Source organism: Pseudomonas sp. LBUM1663, assembly GCF_059695905.1.
On sequence record NZ_CP166792.1, the window covers coordinates 4573208 to 4589865 of the forward strand.

Consider the following 16658-nt stretch of genomic DNA (forward strand, 5'->3'; position numbering starts at 1 on the left):
GTAGGAGTGAGCCTGTGTGGTGACTGGAACGCGAAACATTTACTTTCACATCGCCGTTCGGGATTTCCGTTCCTCATCCGTCCTATAGAGATGCAGTCAGTCCGCGTAGGCAAAAGCCACGGGCCGGCCTTTCATGGACCTCATCGCTGGGAAGCCCGCAGCAGAGGCCCTCCCATCGATACAAGACCTTTAATCATGTCGAAGAAATCCCGCTCCAAACTCTGGTTTCTGGTCCATAGCTGGCTGGCCTTGCCGATCTGGTTTTTCGTGCTGATTGTCTGTGTCACCGGCACGCTGGCGGTGGTCAGTCAGGAAATCGTCTGGCTGGCCAACCCGCAGATGCGCGCCAGTCAACCCACGGACGACGCACCGCTGCTCAGTTATGACCAGATTATCGCCGCCATCAAGAAGGCGGAACCGAACACCCTGGTCGAGGGCATCAGCCGGCCCGACGAGTCGCACTTCGCGCTCGATGTCGATGTCAGCTACCCCGACGGGCGCTCGGTGAAGGTTTACGTCAACCCGTACAGCGGCGTGATTCAGGGCACCGCCCCACAATTCAATTTCCAGGCCTTCACCCGTGCGTTGCATGGCTGGTGGCTGGTGCCGTTCACCAACGGATACAGCTGGGGCTGGTATCTGGTGTCGTTTTTGAGCCTGCCTTTGCTGGCGTCTCTGGTGACCGGGCTGGTGGTGTACAAGCGTTTCTGGAAAGGCTTCTTCCGGCCGACGCTGCGCATTCGTCATGGCGCGCGGATTTTCTGGGGCGACTTTCACCGCCTCAGCGGCATCTGGTCGATCTGGTTCATCGCGGTGATTTCCATCACCAGCACCTGGTTCCTCATTCAAGCGTTCATGTTCGATAACCAGGTGTCGATCTCCACCGCGCCGGTGGCCTTGGTTGTTCCGCGCGAGAGCGAGCCGGTGAGCACCGATGGCTCGCCAGCGCCGATGATCAGCCTGGAAGCCGCGATTGCCCAGGCCAAGGAACGCATTCCCGGTCTGGAAGACAGCTTCGTCAGCATGCCCGCCAATGCCTACAGCTACCTCACGGTGGGCGGTCGCAGTTGGTATCCGTTGATGTTCCAGACTGCCGAGATCAACCCATACACCGGCGATATCGCCGCCACACGCCTGCTGTCGGACCGTTCCGGCCTGGAACTGGTGACCGAATCCATGCGGCCGCTGCACACCGGTGATTTCGGCGGCATCTGGATCAAGCTGATCTGGTTTTTCTTCGGTTTGATCCTGAGCATGATGGTGCTCAGCGGCCTGCTGATCTGGACCAAGCGCACCGCCCTGGCCACGGCCAACGCCCTCAAGCGCAAGGACAAACGTCCGCGCACCGCCGCTGTCGATCACCGCGAAACCACGGAGGTCAGCCAATGAGCCTGTTCGCCGCTGAAAAACCAGCCTCGAAACTGAGCCGCTTCTGGCACAAATGGCGCTTCCACATCAACATTCTGCTGTTGCTGGTGCCGCTGGGATTCATGCCCAAATACTTTGCCGACGCTGCGCTGTTTCGCGGCGACACCGGCTTGGGTGAGCGGGAAATCGGTGAAGTACAGGTCGGGCCCTGGAGCCTGCGCCTCGCCGAGTTGCGCAACGAAGCACCGACCCTCGATGGCCCGGCCGGCCACATGAAGAGCTTCAACGCGGCGCTGTGCGACAGCTGCCGCGATCAGGTCAAGGCGACGTACCTGCGCATCGGCAAACCCCGCAGCCTGCGCGCCGCCGGGGTGATTTTCTTCGGCACGCCGTACCGCATGGGCGCGATGCTGCCGATCCCCGACAAGACCAAAGCCGACGCCGAACTGTGGATCACCATGGAAGGCTGGGACGGCGCGATGCACCAAGCGTCGATCCCCCTGAGCCAGGCATCCCCCGCCACCCTCGCGTGGCTGAACAAACAAGGAGGCAAACCATGACGCTACGTTCTTTAAACGCGGCTTTGCTGGTGCTCTGCGCCGGTTTCAGCGCCAGCGCCCTGGCCCACAACCCGATGTGCGAATGCAAAGCCATCGACGCCGAACAAATCAAATGCACCGGTGGTTTCTCCGACGGCAGCGGTGCGCCGGGCGTGACGCTGGACGTGATCGGCTACGACGAAACCATCCTGGTGCCGGGCAAGCTCGGTGCCGATTCGACCCTGACCTTCAAGAAGCCCGGCGCCGAGTTCTACGTGCTGTTCGACGCCGGCCCCGGCCACGTCGTCGAGATCGACCAAGCGGACATCGAAGCCCCATGAGTACGCCTACCACGCACGTCGTGCGCCCCGCCGGTGCCGGCCATGAAACCCTGTATGTGTTGCTGTTGTGCCTGATGATCCTGGCGGTGGCCGGTTCGGTGGTCGCCTGGCGCCATGAGTCTCAGGAAGTCAGCAGCGTAGGCAGCCATCAGTTGGATGCCCGTCGCGATCTGAGTGCGTCCGAGCAAGGCATCTATGCCGACCTGCGGGTGACGCTGGACGAGATTCATCTGCTGCGTCAGGAACAGCAAGCGCTGCCGACTCCCGCAACGCTTGCCGATGAAGGTTTTGCACCGTTTGCCCAGGACGCCAGTTCCGTCACTCGGGGCGGCCATGCCTGGCAGTTGCTCGACGCCAAGGCTTACTTCGGTCAGAGCCAGACGCCTGCCGTGGCCGGTTCATTTCTGATGCGTTTGACCGCGGACGACGATGCACCTGACGTCTGGCTCAACCGCGGCAAAGCCCTCGCGGCCCCGACCGATCTCACTGACGCCGCGTTGGAAAGCGCCGGCTGGCAGCAGATCGTCGCGCAATTCGATGCTGGCGTGACCCGCCAGCACCGGCACTGAACCCTCGCCTTTACCCGAGAGAAGACCGCTTTCCCATGCCTATTTCATCTCAACGCTCATTCCTGCGCCCACTGCTGGTCGGCCTGCTCGCCTTGTTGCTGACGCCACTGGCCAGCGCCGAGGACGCCAAGCGCCTGCGCATCGGCATCACCCTGCACCCTTATTACAGCTACGTGGCCAATATCGTCGGTGACAAGGCTGAGGTGGTGCCGCTGATTCCGGCCGGCTTCAACCCGCATGCCTACGAGCCCCGCGCCGAAGACATCAAGCGCATTAGCGGGCTCGACGTGGTCGTGCTCAATGGCGTCGGTCATGACGACTTCGCCGACCGCATGATCGCCGCCAGCGAAACGCCGAACGTCCCGGTGATCGAAGCCAACGAAAACGTGCCGCTGCTGGCCGCCACCGGCACCGCCGCCCGCGGGGCCGGCAAGGTGGTGAACCCGCACACGTTCCTGTCGATCAGCGCCTCCATTGCCCAGGTCAACAACATCGCCCGGGAACTGGGCAAGCTCGACCCGGCCAATGCCAAGACCTACACCCAGAACGCCCGCGCCTACGGCAAGCGCTTGCGGCAGATGCGCGCTGACGCCCTGGCGAAACTGACCCAGGCGCCGAACGCCGAACTGCGAGTGGCCACGGTGCATGCGGCTTATGACTACCTGCTGCGCGAATTCGGCCTGGAAGTGACCGCCGTGGTCGAACCGGCCCACGGCATCGAGCCGAGCCCGAGCCAGCTGAAAAAGACCATCGATCAACTGCGGGAACTGGACGTGAAGGTGATCTTTTCGGAGATGGATTTCCCGTCCTCCTATGTCGACACCATCCAGCGTGAATCCGGGGTCAAGCTGTACCCGCTGTCGCACATTTCCTATGGTGAATACACCGCCGACAAGTACGAGAAGGAAATGACCGGCAACCTCAACACCGTGGTTCGGGCGATTCAGGAGTCGGGGAAATGACGGTTAAAGAAACCATCAGTGCATCCCCTGTGGGAGCGGGCTTGCTCGCGAAGGCGTCCAGTCAGCCAACATCACCGTTAAATGACACACCACAATCGCGAGCAGGCTCACTCCTACAGGGTTCGGGGCCGATGCTGGATTTTGCGCAGGTCAGTTTGACCCTTGGGCGCACAACGATCCTCGACAACGTGACCTTCCAGGTCCAGCCCGGCAGCATACATGCGCTGGTGGGCCCGAACGGTGGCGGCAAGAGTTCGTTGATCAAGACCCTGCTCGGGCAGATGCCGCATCAGGGCCGTTTGAGCCTGCAATGGCCGGGCACTCCCGGGACCATCGGTTATGTGCCTCAGGCGCTGGAATTCGACCGCGGCCTGCCCATGACCGTCGACGATTTCATGGCCGCGATGTGTCAGCGCCGCCCGGCGTTCCTCGGTTTGAGCCAGCATTACGCGGCCGCAATTGGTGAAGCGCTGGAACGGGTCGGCATGCAGGACAAGCGCAAGCGGCGCATGGGCGCGTTGTCTGGTGGCGAGCGTCAGCGCGTGTTGCTCGCTCAGGGCTTGATTCCGGCGCCGCAGTTGCTGGTGCTCGACGAGCCGATGTCGGCCCTTGATGAGGCCGGTATCCAGGTGTTCGAACGGCTGCTCGGCGACTGGCGCCAGAGCGGCATTACCGTGTTGTGGATCGAGCACGATCTGGAAGCCGTCGGGCGTCTGGCCGACCGTGTGACCGGACTCAATCGCCGGGTGCTGTTCGATGCCACGCCGAAACAGGCGCTGACCCCGGAACGCCTGCTGACCCTGTTCTCGACCCATCCACGGAGCGCTGTCTGATGAGTTATGAAGCCTTTCGTTTGATGGTCCAGGGTTGGGCGTCTTCGGGTTATCTGCCTGAAGCGCTGGCTTATGGGTTTGTGGTCAACGCGCTCCTCGCCGGTTTGCTGATCGGCCCGGTGCTGGGCGGTCTGGGCACGCTGGTGGTGGTCAAGCGCTTCGCGTTTTTCTCCGAAGCGGTGGGTCACGCGGCATTGACCGGCGTGGCCGTCGGCATCCTGCTCGGCGAACCTTACACCGGGCCTTACGGCAGCCTGTTCGGTTACTGCCTGCTGTTCGGCATCCTGCTCAACTACCTGCGCAACCGCACGGGGCTGGCGCCGGATACATTGATCGGCGTGTTTCTCTCGGTGTCGTTGGCCCTGGGCGCGAGCCTGCTGCTGATTCTGGCGGGCAAGATCAACGTGCACATCCTCGAAAACGTGCTGTTCGGGTCGGTGCTGACGGTCAACGGTAACGATCTGCTGGTGCTGGCCATCGTCGGCTCACTGGTCATGGCGCTGGCCTTGCCGCTGTACAACCGCATCATGCTCGCCAGTTTCAACCCGCAACTGGCGGCGGTTCGCGGTGTGGCAGTGAAGACCCTGGATTATCTGTTTGTGATTCTGGTGACCCTGATCACCGTGGCTGCAGTGAAAGTCATCGGCGCGATTCTGGTCGGGGCGCTGCTGGTGATTCCGGCCGCGGCGGCACGCTTGCTCAGCCAGTCGCTGAAGGGCTTCTTCTGGTGCTCGGTGCTGATCGCCACGGTCAGCACGCTGTGCGGGATCCTCGCGCCGATCGTCTTCGACCTGCCTATTCCGTCCGGTGCCGCGATCATTCTGGTCGCCGGTATCGCCTTCGCCCTCGCCGCCATCGCCCGTGGCGTTGTCCCAAGCCTGAAAGGGAATATCGGATAAATGTCTTTTTCTCTGCGTCAACTGACCCTGGCCGTCGCCCTGTACGGGCTGGTCAACACAAGCTTTGCGGCGGACCCAAAACCCCTGCGCGTGCTGGCGTCCTTGCCGATCACTTACGGCCTGGGCGAAGTCCTGCTCAAGGGCACCGACGTCACCCTTGAACGTGCCGCGCCGGCGAACCTGCCGAGCAGCCGCCAGACGGCGTACTTCACTGGTCGTGGCGCTCCGGCGCTGGCCAAACTGGCGACCGACGCCGATGCGGTGATTGGTCTGCGCTCACTGTGGGCGGACGATCCGCTGTACCCGAACGCTCGTCGCAGCAACATCCGCATCATTGAAATCGACGCGGCCCGCCCCGTGGACGGCGCCCTGCCCGGCATCGCCGTGCAGCCAGGCAACAAGGTCGACGGGCTGAACAGTCAGCCGTGGTTTTCCAGCAACAATATGGGGCGGATGGCGGATGTGATGGCGGCCGACCTGGTGCGTCTGGCACCCGAGGCCAAGCCTGCGATCGAGGCTAACCTGGCGGCGCTCAAGCAGCGCTTGCTCAAGCTCAGTGCCGACAGCGAAGCGCGATTGGCCAGTGCCGATAACCTCAGTGTGATGAGCCTGAGCGATCACATTGGCTACTTGATCGGCGGGCTGAACCTGGAGCTGATCGACCTCGATACACGACCGGATGCCGAGTGGACACCTGAAGCGCTGAAGCATTTGGGCGCGACGCTGAAGGACAATGATGTGGCGGTGGTGTTGCATCATCGCCAGCCGTCTGATGCGGTGAAAGCGGTGATCGCAGAGGCAGGCAGTCGGTTGGTGGTGTTGAGCGTGGACGCGGCGGATCCGGTGGCTGAGTTGGAAGGGAATGTGGATCTGGTGATCAAAGGGTTGAGCGGGGCTTAACGTCAGTTGGACCGTGTTATCGTTCATCGCGGGCAAGCCCGCTCCCACAGGATTTGTAGTGGTCGCAAGGGTACATTGAACCTGTGGGAGCGGGCTTGCCCGCGAAGGCGGCCTGACAGACGACACGAATACAAGACATGAAAAAGCCCGCTGACTGTCACCAGTCCAGCGGGCTTCTTTTTGCGTCGTGCCTTAATTAGCCACTGCCGCCTGCTCGTCCATCTTCTGACGCAAGCTCAACGGGCGCATATCGGTCCAGGTTTCTTCGATGTAGGCCAGGCATTCCTTTTTCAGGCCGCTCTTGCCCACGGTGCGCCAGCCGGCGGGCACGGCTTTGTAGTCGGGCCAGATCGAGTATTGCTCTTCGTGGTTGACCACGACCTGAAAGAGGATGTCCTCGCGGTCGAATACTGACGTCATGCTGTGTCTCCATCGCTGTAGGGTGGGCTGCACTGCGAGTGCAGCCGTTATGTAGAAGGAACGTTGCGCGGCGCGAAAAATTTAGAGGTTGATGATGGCCGCAGCCATGGCCCGGCCGAAAATCTCCGCTACCCGATCGATTTCCGCGGCGGTAATCACCAGCGGCGGCAGGAAACGCACCACGCCGCCATGACGCCCGCCCAACTCAAGAATCAGTCCGCGCTTGAGGCATTCACGCTGCACCAAGGGCGCCAGGCGACCGAAGATCGGCGGGTGACCCAATGCATCGGGCGTGCCCGTCGGATCGACCAGCTCAACGCCGAGCATCAAGCCGCGCCCGCGAATGTCACCCAGTTGCGGGAAGTCCCGCTGCAGGATGCGCAGGTGTTCGCTCAGGCGCTCGCCCATGGCGGCAGCGTGCTCGCAGACCTTGTGTTCGGTCAGGTAACGCATCACCGCGGTACCCGCCGCCATGGCCATCTGATTACCGCGGAAGGTCCCGGCATGGGCGCCCGGCAGCCAGGTGTCGAGCCAGTCGCGGTAAACCACGACGGCGAGCGGCAGACTCCCGCCGATGGCTTTGGACATCACCACCACGTCCGGAATGATCCCGGCGTGCTCGAAGGCGAACATCTTGCCGGTGCGAGCGAAACCGCTCTGGATTTCATCGACGATCAGCGCCACGCCGGCCTGTTCGGTGATGCGTCGCAGGCCGCGCAACCAATCGAGATCGGCCGGAATCACCCCACCCTCGCCCTGCACCGCTTCGACGATCACCGCCGCCGGCAATTGCACGCCAGCCTCTGGATCATTGAGCAGGTTTTCCAGGTAGCTGAGGTTGACCTTCACCCCTTGCGCGCCGCCGAGGCCGAACGGGCAACGATAGTCGTAGGGATACGGCATGAACTGCACGCCGTTGCTGAGTAAGGCGCCCAGCGGCTTTTTCGGCCCCAGGCTGCCCATCAGGCTCAACGCGCCCTGGCTCATGCCGTGATAACCGCCCTGGAACGACAACACGGTGCTGCGTCCGGTGGCGGTGCGCACCAGTTTCAGCGCGGCTTCCACCGCGTCGGTGCCGGTGGGGCCGCAGAACTGGATCTTCGCTTCAGCGGCCAAAGCCGGCGGCAGCAGCCCGAACAGGTCCTGGACGAATTGATCCTTGACCGGCGTGGTCAGGTCGAGGGTGTGCAGCGGCAACTCATCGGTCAGCACTTGCTGGATCGCTTCGATCACCACCGCATGGTTATGCCCCAGGGCCAATGTCCCGGCACCCGCCAGGCAGTCGATGAAACGGCGGCCTTCGACGTCTTCGACATAAATGCCCTTGGCGCGTTTAAGCGCCAGGGGAATGCGCCGCGGGTAGCTGCGGGCATTCGATTCCTGCTGGTTTTGACGGGCCAGCAGCGGCGATTCGTTGAACTGATACAGCGTCTCGGCCGGCGCCGGAGTGATCCGGGCCGACTGATCTTCCATAAGGCTGGTAGCGACTGACATCTCTCGACCCCTCAATAAGGTTTTCCTGTTCTGGAAACGCATCAGGGCGCCGAGGATTTAGACCCTCGATCAGCTTTCTATGAAGGTGGTGTCAGTGCCTTGTGCATGGGAATGGCGTGGAGCCCGGCCACGGTGAAGATTTCAGCGCAGGGCCGGTAACCCAAATGACGGTAAAAAGCCTCGCTGGTGCGGGTGCTGTTGAGTCGTGCCTGGGCCAGCCCCTGATCGATCAACCAGCCTTCGAGGTCGTGAACCAGCGCCTCTCCGGCACCGCGACGAAACCATTCCGGTTGCACATAGCAGAACGCGACCTTGCCACTGATCGCCGCCATGGCGACACCGACGGGCTTGTCCTGCAACAGGGCGATGTTCAGGTACAACCGTTGGTCGGTCAGCCAGGGTTGCACGTGATCGATGGTTTTGTTGTGGGTCCAGGTGGCGACGGTTCGCGGGTCGTTGCGGTGGTCGAGCGCACAACCGACACGAATGGAGCGCTCGACGATCCGGCTGATGATGCCGGCGTCAGCGGGGGTTGCCTTGCAGATGTGAATCGATGCATCCATGGCGCTGTTACCTCAATCCATTGAGAAAAAGCTGCCGGGGACGATAGCGCTGTGGCGAGTCGCTGACTAATGGAGAGAAGTTACATTTGATGTGCAACACAGCCTCCCTATGGGAGTGAGCCTGCTCGCGATGGCGGTGTAACAGTCAACAGGGATGTTGGATGTTATGGCCTCATCGCGAGCAGGCTCGCTCCCGCAGGGAAAGTTGCGGTGTTGGTTAGAGCGGTTGCAATGGCATCGTCAGTTCAACCCGCAACCCATCCGGCCGGCTGTCGAAATGCAGGGTGCAGCCGCACCTTTGGACAATCGCCTGGACAATCGCCAGGCCCAATCCGCAGCCGGTGCTCTGGCCGTTGCGCCAGAAGCGTTGGGTCAGGTGTTGCAGATCGTCTTCGGCAATGCCCGGGCCGTGGTCGCGGACCAGAAAGCGCGCACGACTGCCGCTGGTTTCCAGGCTCAGTTCCACCGATCCGTCGCCCGGGGTATGGCGCAGGGCGTTGTCCAGCAAGTTGCGCAATGCGGCGATCGACAGCACCGCGGGCATCTGCACCGGGGCATCGGAGAACTTCGCCGGCATGTGCAGCTTGATCCGCCGACGATCACCGCTGGCCGCATCCTGAATCGCCAATTTCGCCACTTGCTCGGCGTTGCATTGCACCCCGTCATCGAACGACAGACTGCCCTCGACCCGCGCCAGCAGCAGCAATTGCTCCAGCGTGCGGTGCATGCGGTCGGCGCCCTCTTCTGCCCGTGCCAGGGACTGATCCCGCGCCGCGCCCTCGGTCATGCGCGCCACTTGCAGATGGGTTTTGATCGCTGTCAGCGGGCTGCGTAATTCGTGGGCCGCATCGCCGGTCAGGCGGCGTTCGCGCTCAATGGTCTTGCCGATGCGCTGGAACAGCTGATTCTGGGTGTCCAGCAAGGGTTGCAGTTCGCTGGGCAGCGGCTGGATTTGCAGGGGCTCGAGCGAATCGGCGCTGCGGCGCATCAAGGCATCGCGCATCCGGTTGAGCGGCGCCAGTCCCTGGCCAATCCCCAGCCACAACAGGCACAGGCAGCCAAGCAACGCCACGCCCACCGGCACCGAAGCCGCCAGCAGGATCGACATGTTCAGCGCCTCACGCTCGATCTGCCGATCCGCCGTGGTAATGCGCAGATCGCCGCGGGCCAGGGTGAAACTGCGCCACGGCGCGCCGTCGATCATCTGATCGTGGAAGCCCATTTTCTCGGCTTCCAGGGTTTGTTGCGGGTCGGTGTGACTGCGGGCGAGGATTTCGCCGCGCAACGAGCTGACTTGGCAGGCCATGCCACCAGGAATATTAAGCTGTTCAGCGCTGAAATGGGTGCCCTCGCCCTTGCTCGGCAACGCGGGCAATTGTTCCATCAGGCCGGCGACCATGCGCGCCGACGCCACCAGCCGCTGGTCGAGGGAAAACATCATTTGGTTGCGCAGGTCGCTGAGCATCCAGGCCGCCGCCAGGGCCCAGATCAGCGCAAAAGCGGCGCCGAGCGTCAGGCTCAGGCGCAAACGCAGGCTCATCACTTTTTCAATTCCTCTCCACCATCGGCCGGCCCCAGGCGATAACCCAGGCCGCGCACGGTCTCGACAATGCCATTGCCGAGTTTGCGCCGCAGGTGATGGATATGCACGTTGAGGGCGTTGCTCTCCAGCTCGTCGTTGAAACCGTAGACGCTGTCCTTCAGTTGCTCGGTGGACAGCACCCGGCCACGGTTATGCAACAAGGCCTGCAACAGCGACTGTTCACGCCGCGAAAGGTCGACGGACTGACCGCCGAGCATGGTTTCACGGCTGCTCGGGTCGTAGGTCAGACGGCCATGTTCGATCAGGTTGACGCTGCGCCCCGCCACGCGTCGCAACAAGGTGTGCAGGCGCGCGGCGAGTTCACGCAGGTCGAACGGCTTGAGCAGGTAATCGTCGGCGCCGGCCTGCAAGCCGTCGACGCGGTCGGTGACCGAATCCCGCGCCGTGAGAATCAGCACCGGAATCTCCAGGCCACTGTGGCGCAACTGCTGCAACAGCTTCAGGCCATCTTCATCGGGAAGGCCTAGGTCGAGCACCATGACGTCGAACTCAGCCACCTTGAGCATCGCCCGGGCAGCCGATGCGGTGGCGACGTGCTCGACGGTCAGGCCTTGCGCGGTCAGGCCGGCAACAATGCCGCTGGCAATCAGCTCATCGTCTTCGCAAACCAGTACATGCATGGGAGCTCCCGGAGCAAAAAAAGCCAGTGAAGCAGCTGAGGATTAAGCCGCAATTATGGCAAGGCCTGCCGCTGACGAGAAGCGAAGGCTTTTACTGGCCGTCGTACTGGTTTAAACCAGGCCGTGTTTGATAAAAACCGCAGATTTAAAACAGACACATACAGCCTCATAAAAGACTGATGAGAACCTGTTTACTCAAGATATTCTGATTCGGCAATCAAACCTCGAAATAACATTTCGAAAGATATGACCCCATTATTTAAAGCAACTTTAACTTGACTGAAAGGATTCAGATCATGCCAACACTCGAACGTTGTATTGCCGTCGATTGGCGCGCAGGAAAAGACAGAATTTATTTCTTCTTCAAAGACACCGACACTTACTCCCGCTTCAACATCGGCGACCAGGAAGTCCCTGCCGGATACCCTGCCCCTGTAAGTGGAAGTTGGGGAACATTCGATAACCACGTCAACAACCTGCGATTTGGCTTTGCCACGACCGGGCTGACACTGGATAAACCGATGGATACCTCTGACCTGGATATCCTGTGGTTATTCTATTATGACGGCGACACACCGATGGTATGCGCCTACAACCAGGACACTGATTCGGTCATGCAAACAAGCGCCGTCCGGTCTTCCAAATGGCGTCTGTTGCTGCCTTACTTTGACCGGATCGTTGCGGGGACATGGTGGCAAGTCAATCGCAGCTCATTGTTCCGATTCATCATGAATGACGGCAATTCTCTTTATCTGGACTGGGATGAAGTGCCCCGCGCCCCTCAGCGTGACTACGCAGACGACAAATATGACGACAACCTCTTTAACCCTGTTGAGACACCCACTCAAACGATAAGACTCGAACCCATCACAGAATCCACGTGGCCAGGTCTGGCGCTTTACAAAGACCGGATTATGACGGCGGCGCAAAACGATCGAACCTTTGCCGACAACTATTTGTATGTTTTTCTGAGCCGCAATCAGTACCTGATCTATAACATCGCGCAAAACCGTCTGGTATCCGGCCCGCATGCAGTAGACAACCAATCCTGGCCAGGCCTGATTTAAACAGTAGCGGCGGTCCTCTGATCAGCTCAGCGGGCAGCAACGGCGGCGGTTAATCATCGGTTAATCGCCGCCTCCCATTGTGCACCTCACTTGCACAGGGATAAGGCTTACCCATGCGTCGACTGTTTTTGTTTTTTGTTCTCTTGATCTCGGGTATGGCCCAGGCAGGGAACAATCCGTTCGAAACCAAACCCGAATTTCTCCCTGTGGAAAAGGCGTTCGTCTTTACATCCGAACGCCTTGAATCCGGCGAAACACAGCTCTTTTGGCAAATTACCGACGGTTACTACCTTTACCAGAAACGCCTGAAATTCGAGGGATTGCCCCCGGAGCAGCAGCCGGCATTACCGGTAGGTGAAGCGCACAGTGACGAGTTCTTTGGCGAACAACAGGTCTATCGCCAGGGCCTGGAGCTGAAGATTCCAGCGGGCGCTACCGGTCAGATCAAGGTGGGCTTCCAGGGCTGTGCCGATGCCGGTTTGTGCTATCCGCCGCAGACTCAGGTTGTGGATCTGGGCGGCAATGTTGCGGGCGCAACCAACGAAGCACCGGATCAGGCCCTGGCCAGCGGCCTGCAACAAAGGGCGCTGGGCTGGAGTTTGCTGGTGTTCTTCGGTCTGGGCCTGTTGCTGGCCTTCACCCCTTGCTCGTTGCCGATGCTGCCGATTCTGGCCGGGTTGATTGTCGGCAGCGGGGCTGCGCCCAAACGCGGCTTCGCCCTGGCGACCAGTTATGTGGTGAGCATGGCGCTGGTGTATGCGGCGATGGGCGTGCTGGCCGCGCTGCTGGGTGCGAACCTTCAGGCCCTGTTGCAGAACCCATGGCTGCTTGGCAGCTTCGCGGCGATATTTGTCCTGCTGGCGTTGCCGATGTTCGGTTTTTTCGAGCTGCAACTGCCGGTGGCGGTGCGTGATCGGCTGGAAAATGTGTCGCGAAATCAGCGTGGCGGCAGTTTGATCGGTGCCGGTGTGCTCGGGGCCTTGTCGGGGCTGCTGGTCGGCCCGTGCATGACCGCGCCACTGGCCGGCGCCCTGCTCTACATCGCGCAAAGCGGCAATGCGCTGCATGGCGGGCTGATTCTGTTCGCCATGGGCATCGGCATCGGCGTGCCGCTGCTGTTGCTGGTGACCGTGGGCAATCGCTTCCTGCCCAAACCCGGCGCCTGGATGAACCTGCTCAAAGGCGTGTTCGGTTTCCTGTTCCTCGCCACTGCCCTGCTGATGCTGCGCCCGGTGCTGGATCAATCGCTGTGGATCGGTTTGTGCGGCGCCTTGCTGCTGATTGCCGCCTACAGCGCCTGGAAACAGTCGGAAGGCTTCGGCCGTGTCGCCCATCTGTTCGGCGCCAGTGCGCTGTTGCTCGGGATGTGGGGCGGTCTGCTGCTGATCGGCGCCGCCGGGGGCAGTGATGATCTGCTCAAACCGTTGCAGGTCTACAGCGCCTCAGCCTCTTCCAGTAATGCCGCTCGCCCGACGGGCCATGAGGCGTTCACCACGATCAACAGTCCGCAAGCGCTGCAACAGGAACTGGACGCCGCCCGGGCCCAGGGCCAATGGGTGCTGCTGGACTACTACGCCGATTGGTGTGTGTCGTGCAAGGTCATGGAAAAACAGGTCTTCGGCAAAGCCCATGTGATGGAAGCGCTGAGCGATGTGCGCTTGCTACGGCTGGACGTCACCGCCGACAATGCCGCCAGCCGCGAACTGCTCGGCCGCTATAAAGTGCCGGGACCACCAAGTTTTCTGTGGATCGGCGCAGACGGCCAGGAGCGCCGCAGTCAGCGCATCACCGGTGAGGTCGATGCCGACACCTTCCTGCAACGCTGGACCACCACCCGAGACGCCCGTTAATGCTGACCTTTACCCTCGGCACCTTTGCCATCGCGCTTAACCATCTGCTGCTGATCAGTGCCCTCGCGCTGGCGACGTTTGTCGGCTGGCGGGTGGCCAAGCGCGGAGGCGAAAATCCCGAGTCGGCGCTGTTCAGCCTGTTTTTACTGGGCATGCTGGCGGCGCGGGTCGGTTTCGTTGGCGTCTACTGGACACACTATCGCAACGATCCGTGGCAAATCATCGACCTGCGCGATGGCGGTTTCCTCGCCTGGCCCGGGGTGATTGTGCTGCTGCTCACCGCGCTGTATCGCGGTTGGCGCCGACCGGGTTTGCGCCGCCCGCTGGGTTTCGGCGTGGCCAGCGGTCTGGCGTTCTGGCTGCTGGCGACCTTCTCCCTGAGTATTTACGAACAAGGCACGCGCCTGCCGGAGATTGCCCTGCGCAATGCCGCCGGCGAAACTGTACAACTGGCGGACTACAAGGGTGGGCCGCTGGTCATCAACCTCTGGGCCACCTGGTGCCCGCCGTGTCGCCGAGAAATGCCGGTGCTGGAAAACGCCCAGCAACAGCGCCCGGACCTGACCTTCCTGTTCGTCAATCAGGCCGAAAGCATGCAAAGCGTCAGCACCTTCCTCGAAACCCAGGGCCTGAGCCTGACCAACGTGCTGTTCGACGGCAGCGGTCGATTGGGTCAGGCCGTGGGTTCCATGGCATTGCCGACTACGCTGTTCTATAGCCCCGACGGTCGATTGCTGGACAGCCATTTGGGTGAACTCTCGGATGCCAGCCTGGCCCGCGCCCTGGAAAACTTCGACACCCCTTCTCCTGCCGTACCGGCCACCTCTTCAAGGAAACTGCCATGCCCCGCCTCCGCCACCTGCTGACGCTGACCCTGGGCGCAGCGTTGCTGCACCTGCCGTCGGTGCAGGCCGCCGAAGAATTGCCTGAAGCGATCAAGAAGATCGAAGCCAAGGGCGCGAAAATCGTCGGCCAGTTCGATGCGCCGGACGGTTTGCGTGGGTATGCCGCGCAGTACCAGAACCGAGGCATGGCGCTGTACCTGACCCCGGACGGCAAACATGTGTTGCTCGGCAATCTGTACGACGCCGAGGGCAATGACCTGAGCAGCGCGCCGTTGCAGAAACTGGTCTACGCGCCGATGTCCAAGGAAGTCTGGGCCAAGATGGAAGCCAGTAACTGGATCGCCGACGGCAAAAAAGATGCGCCACGCATCGTGTACCTGTTCAGCGACCCGAACTGCCCCTACTGCAACCTGTTCTGGGAACAGGCACGGCCGTGGGTCAAGGCCGGCAAGGTACAGCTGCGGCACATCATGGTCGGGATCATTCGCGAAGACAGCCCGGGCAAATCCGCGGCACTGCTGGCCGCGAAGGACCCGAGCAAGGCGCTGGAAGATCACGAAAAATCCGGCAAGGGCAGTTCGCTGAAAGCCTTGAAAGACGTGCCGCCGGCGATTCAGGCGAAACTGGCGGCGAACATGCAGTTGATGGAAGACCTGGAACTGCAGGCCACCCCGGCGATTTTCTACATGGACGACAAGGGCGAGCTGCAACAACAGCAAGGCGCGCCTTCGCCGGATAAATTGGTGAAGATTCTCGGGCCTAAGTAGTTTGCTGCAGAGACTTGGTGACCACACCGGCCCCATCGTCGGATCGCCGCCCGGAGCCGACGATGGGGCCAGCAAGATCGACTAATTTCTCTCAGCTAAAAACTTCAACAACACCTCAGTCACAAACGGCGGATTCTCCAAATTGGAGATATGCCCCGCCTCGGGCACCAGCACATACGGGCAGCCAATCAACCCGGCCATTTCCTTCGTTTCCGACGGCGGCCGCGGTTTGTCCTGATCGCCACACATCACCAGCGTGGTGTCGGGATTCAGCTCGCCCAGACGCGGCAACAGATCATCCCGGCCAAACGTGATACGCCCCATCGGCACAATGCTTTCACGCAGACGCTCAGACGGCAACGCCGCCAGTTTCGCGCGGAAATCCTGATACAGCGCCGACTGCGGATCGATCCCCGGACGGAAAAAAATCGGCACCACGATGTCGAGCAGCTGCGGCGCGATCACGCCGGTCTCTTCGATCTGCTTGAACAGCGAGAAATAGTATTGCCGAGTCGGTTCCGGCTCGACACCGACGTAGGTGTCCATCAGCACCAGACCGTTGATCCGTTGTGGCGCCGACAGCGCCAGTCGCACGCCCCACATGCCACCGACCGACAGACCGACCAGCGTGACACGATCAACGTCCAGATGATCGAGCAGCGCCAAGGCCTGGCGGGCGATGTCATCCAGAGACTTCGTGCCTTCGGGAAGTGGGCCGGATTCACCGTGGCCCCACAGGTCCAGCGCAATGACCTGATAGTGTTGCGACAACGCAGCAATCTGCGGTGCCCACATGGCCTGGTCCCACAGGTAGCTGCCGGCCAGCAATACGGCCGGGCCGGTGCCTTGATCGATGTAGTGAAGGGCTTGTCCGTCAATCGTTACGAAGGGCATTGACTGTCTCCGTTGTGAAGGGAATTCAACAAAAAAAGCAGAGGCAGCCTGAGCCGGTCCACAGCGGCAGTCAACGCGCAAATTCGCGCAAATTTCGATGACGCCATCGCGAGCAGGCTCGCTC

Annotated in this window: 17 protein-coding genes and 1 pseudogene; 12 read left to right on the plus strand and 6 right to left on the minus strand. The window is 61.4% G+C overall.

Annotated elements, in window-relative coordinates:
• Positions 1–195: 195 nt before the first annotated feature.
• The 8 genes and pseudogenes from ACA075_RS20925 (at position 196) to ACA075_RS20960 (ending at position 6411) form a co-directional block, all read left to right on the plus strand.
• Positions 196–1389 (plus strand): PepSY-associated TM helix domain-containing protein, encoded by a 1194-nt coding sequence (locus ACA075_RS20925; RefSeq protein WP_497295089.1) that lies wholly within the window; start codon positions 196–198, stop codon positions 1387–1389.
• Positions 1386–1928 carry a PA2404 family protein gene (locus tag ACA075_RS20930; RefSeq protein ID WP_497295091.1) on the plus strand — a complete coding sequence of 181 codons (543 nt, stop codon included), beginning with the start codon at positions 1386–1388 and terminating at the stop codon, positions 1926–1928. Before ACA075_RS20925 ends, ACA075_RS20930 begins: the two co-directional genes overlap by 4 nt.
• Positions 1925–2248, plus strand: a complete 324-nt coding sequence (locus tag ACA075_RS20935) for a hypothetical protein (protein WP_109633514.1) — start codon at positions 1925–1927, stop codon at positions 2246–2248. Before ACA075_RS20930 ends, ACA075_RS20935 begins: the two co-directional genes overlap by 4 nt.
• Entirely contained in the window at positions 2245–2817 is a 573-nt protein-coding gene (locus tag ACA075_RS20940) for a DUF6162 family protein (protein WP_497295093.1), read from the plus strand. Before ACA075_RS20935 ends, ACA075_RS20940 begins: the two co-directional genes overlap by 4 nt.
• A 35-nt stretch (positions 2818–2852) precedes the next feature.
• Positions 2853–3779: a metal ABC transporter substrate-binding protein gene (locus ACA075_RS20945; protein ID WP_102594885.1), complete on the plus strand. Its 927-nt coding sequence runs from the start codon at positions 2853–2855 to the stop codon at positions 3777–3779.
• 94 nt (positions 3780–3873) lie between these two features.
• A pseudogene (locus ACA075_RS20950) lies at positions 3874–4612 on the plus strand (metal ABC transporter ATP-binding protein).
• Positions 4612–5511: a metal ABC transporter permease gene (locus ACA075_RS20955; protein ID WP_010461179.1), complete on the plus strand. Its 900-nt coding sequence runs from the start codon at positions 4612–4614 to the stop codon at positions 5509–5511. The pseudogene ACA075_RS20950 and the gene ACA075_RS20955 overlap by 1 nt, the downstream one beginning before the upstream one ends.
• Positions 5512–6411, plus strand: coding sequence for a metal ABC transporter substrate-binding protein (locus ACA075_RS20960; protein ID WP_497295096.1), 900 nt, complete (start codon positions 5512–5514; stop codon positions 6409–6411).
• A 192-nt stretch (positions 6412–6603) separates the two neighbouring features.
• On the opposite strand, the gene ACA075_RS20965 is transcribed toward ACA075_RS20960, so the two are convergent.
• The 5 genes from ACA075_RS20965 to ACA075_RS20985 form a co-directional block, all read right to left on the minus strand.
• Positions 6604–6831: an MbtH family protein gene (locus tag ACA075_RS20965; RefSeq protein WP_010461182.1), complete on the minus strand. Its 228-nt coding sequence runs from the start codon at positions 6829–6831 to the stop codon at positions 6604–6606.
• Positions 6832–6912: 81 nt separating this feature from the next.
• Complete coding sequence (locus tag ACA075_RS20970; RefSeq protein ID WP_497295098.1) at positions 6913–8325, minus strand: aspartate aminotransferase family protein; 1413 nt, start codon at positions 8323–8325, stop codon at positions 6913–6915.
• Between the two features lie 77 nt (positions 8326–8402).
• On the minus strand, positions 8403–8888 hold the full coding sequence (locus tag ACA075_RS20975) for a GNAT family N-acetyltransferase (protein ID WP_497295099.1): 486 nt from the start codon (positions 8886–8888) through the stop codon (positions 8403–8405).
• A 217-nt stretch (positions 8889–9105) separates the two neighbouring features.
• Positions 9106–10431 (minus strand): ATP-binding protein, encoded by a 1326-nt coding sequence (locus ACA075_RS20980; RefSeq protein WP_497295101.1) that lies wholly within the window; start codon positions 10429–10431, stop codon positions 9106–9108.
• Complete coding sequence (locus ACA075_RS20985; protein WP_094468309.1) at positions 10428–11111, minus strand: response regulator; 684 nt, start codon at positions 11109–11111, stop codon at positions 10428–10430. The genes ACA075_RS20980 and ACA075_RS20985 overlap by 4 nt, the downstream gene beginning before the upstream one ends.
• A 296-nt stretch (positions 11112–11407) precedes the next feature.
• Between ACA075_RS20985 and ACA075_RS20990 the strand changes: the two genes are divergently transcribed.
• The 4 genes from ACA075_RS20990 (at position 11408) to dsbG (ending at position 15640) form a co-directional block, all read left to right on the plus strand.
• Positions 11408–12178: a hypothetical protein gene (locus ACA075_RS20990; protein ID WP_497295103.1), complete on the plus strand. Its 771-nt coding sequence runs from the start codon at positions 11408–11410 to the stop codon at positions 12176–12178.
• 113 nt (positions 12179–12291) lie between these two features.
• Complete coding sequence (gene dsbD, locus ACA075_RS20995; protein ID WP_497295105.1) at positions 12292–14028, plus strand: protein-disulfide reductase DsbD; 1737 nt, start codon at positions 12292–12294, stop codon at positions 14026–14028.
• Entirely contained in the window at positions 14028–14894 is an 867-nt protein-coding gene (locus ACA075_RS21000; RefSeq protein WP_497295107.1) for a prolipoprotein diacylglyceryl transferase family protein, read from the plus strand. Before dsbD ends, ACA075_RS21000 begins: the two co-directional genes overlap by 1 nt.
• Positions 14870–15640 carry a thiol:disulfide interchange protein DsbG gene (dsbG, locus tag ACA075_RS21005; protein ID WP_497295109.1) on the plus strand — a complete coding sequence of 257 codons (771 nt, stop codon included), beginning with the start codon at positions 14870–14872 and terminating at the stop codon, positions 15638–15640. Before ACA075_RS21000 ends, dsbG begins: the two co-directional genes overlap by 25 nt.
• An 81-nt stretch (positions 15641–15721) precedes the next feature.
• On the opposite strand, the gene ACA075_RS21010 is transcribed toward dsbG, so the two are convergent.
• Positions 15722–16534, minus strand: a complete 813-nt coding sequence (locus tag ACA075_RS21010; protein WP_497295111.1) for an alpha/beta fold hydrolase — start codon at positions 16532–16534, stop codon at positions 15722–15724.
• Between the last annotated feature and the right edge of the window lie 124 nt (positions 16535–16658).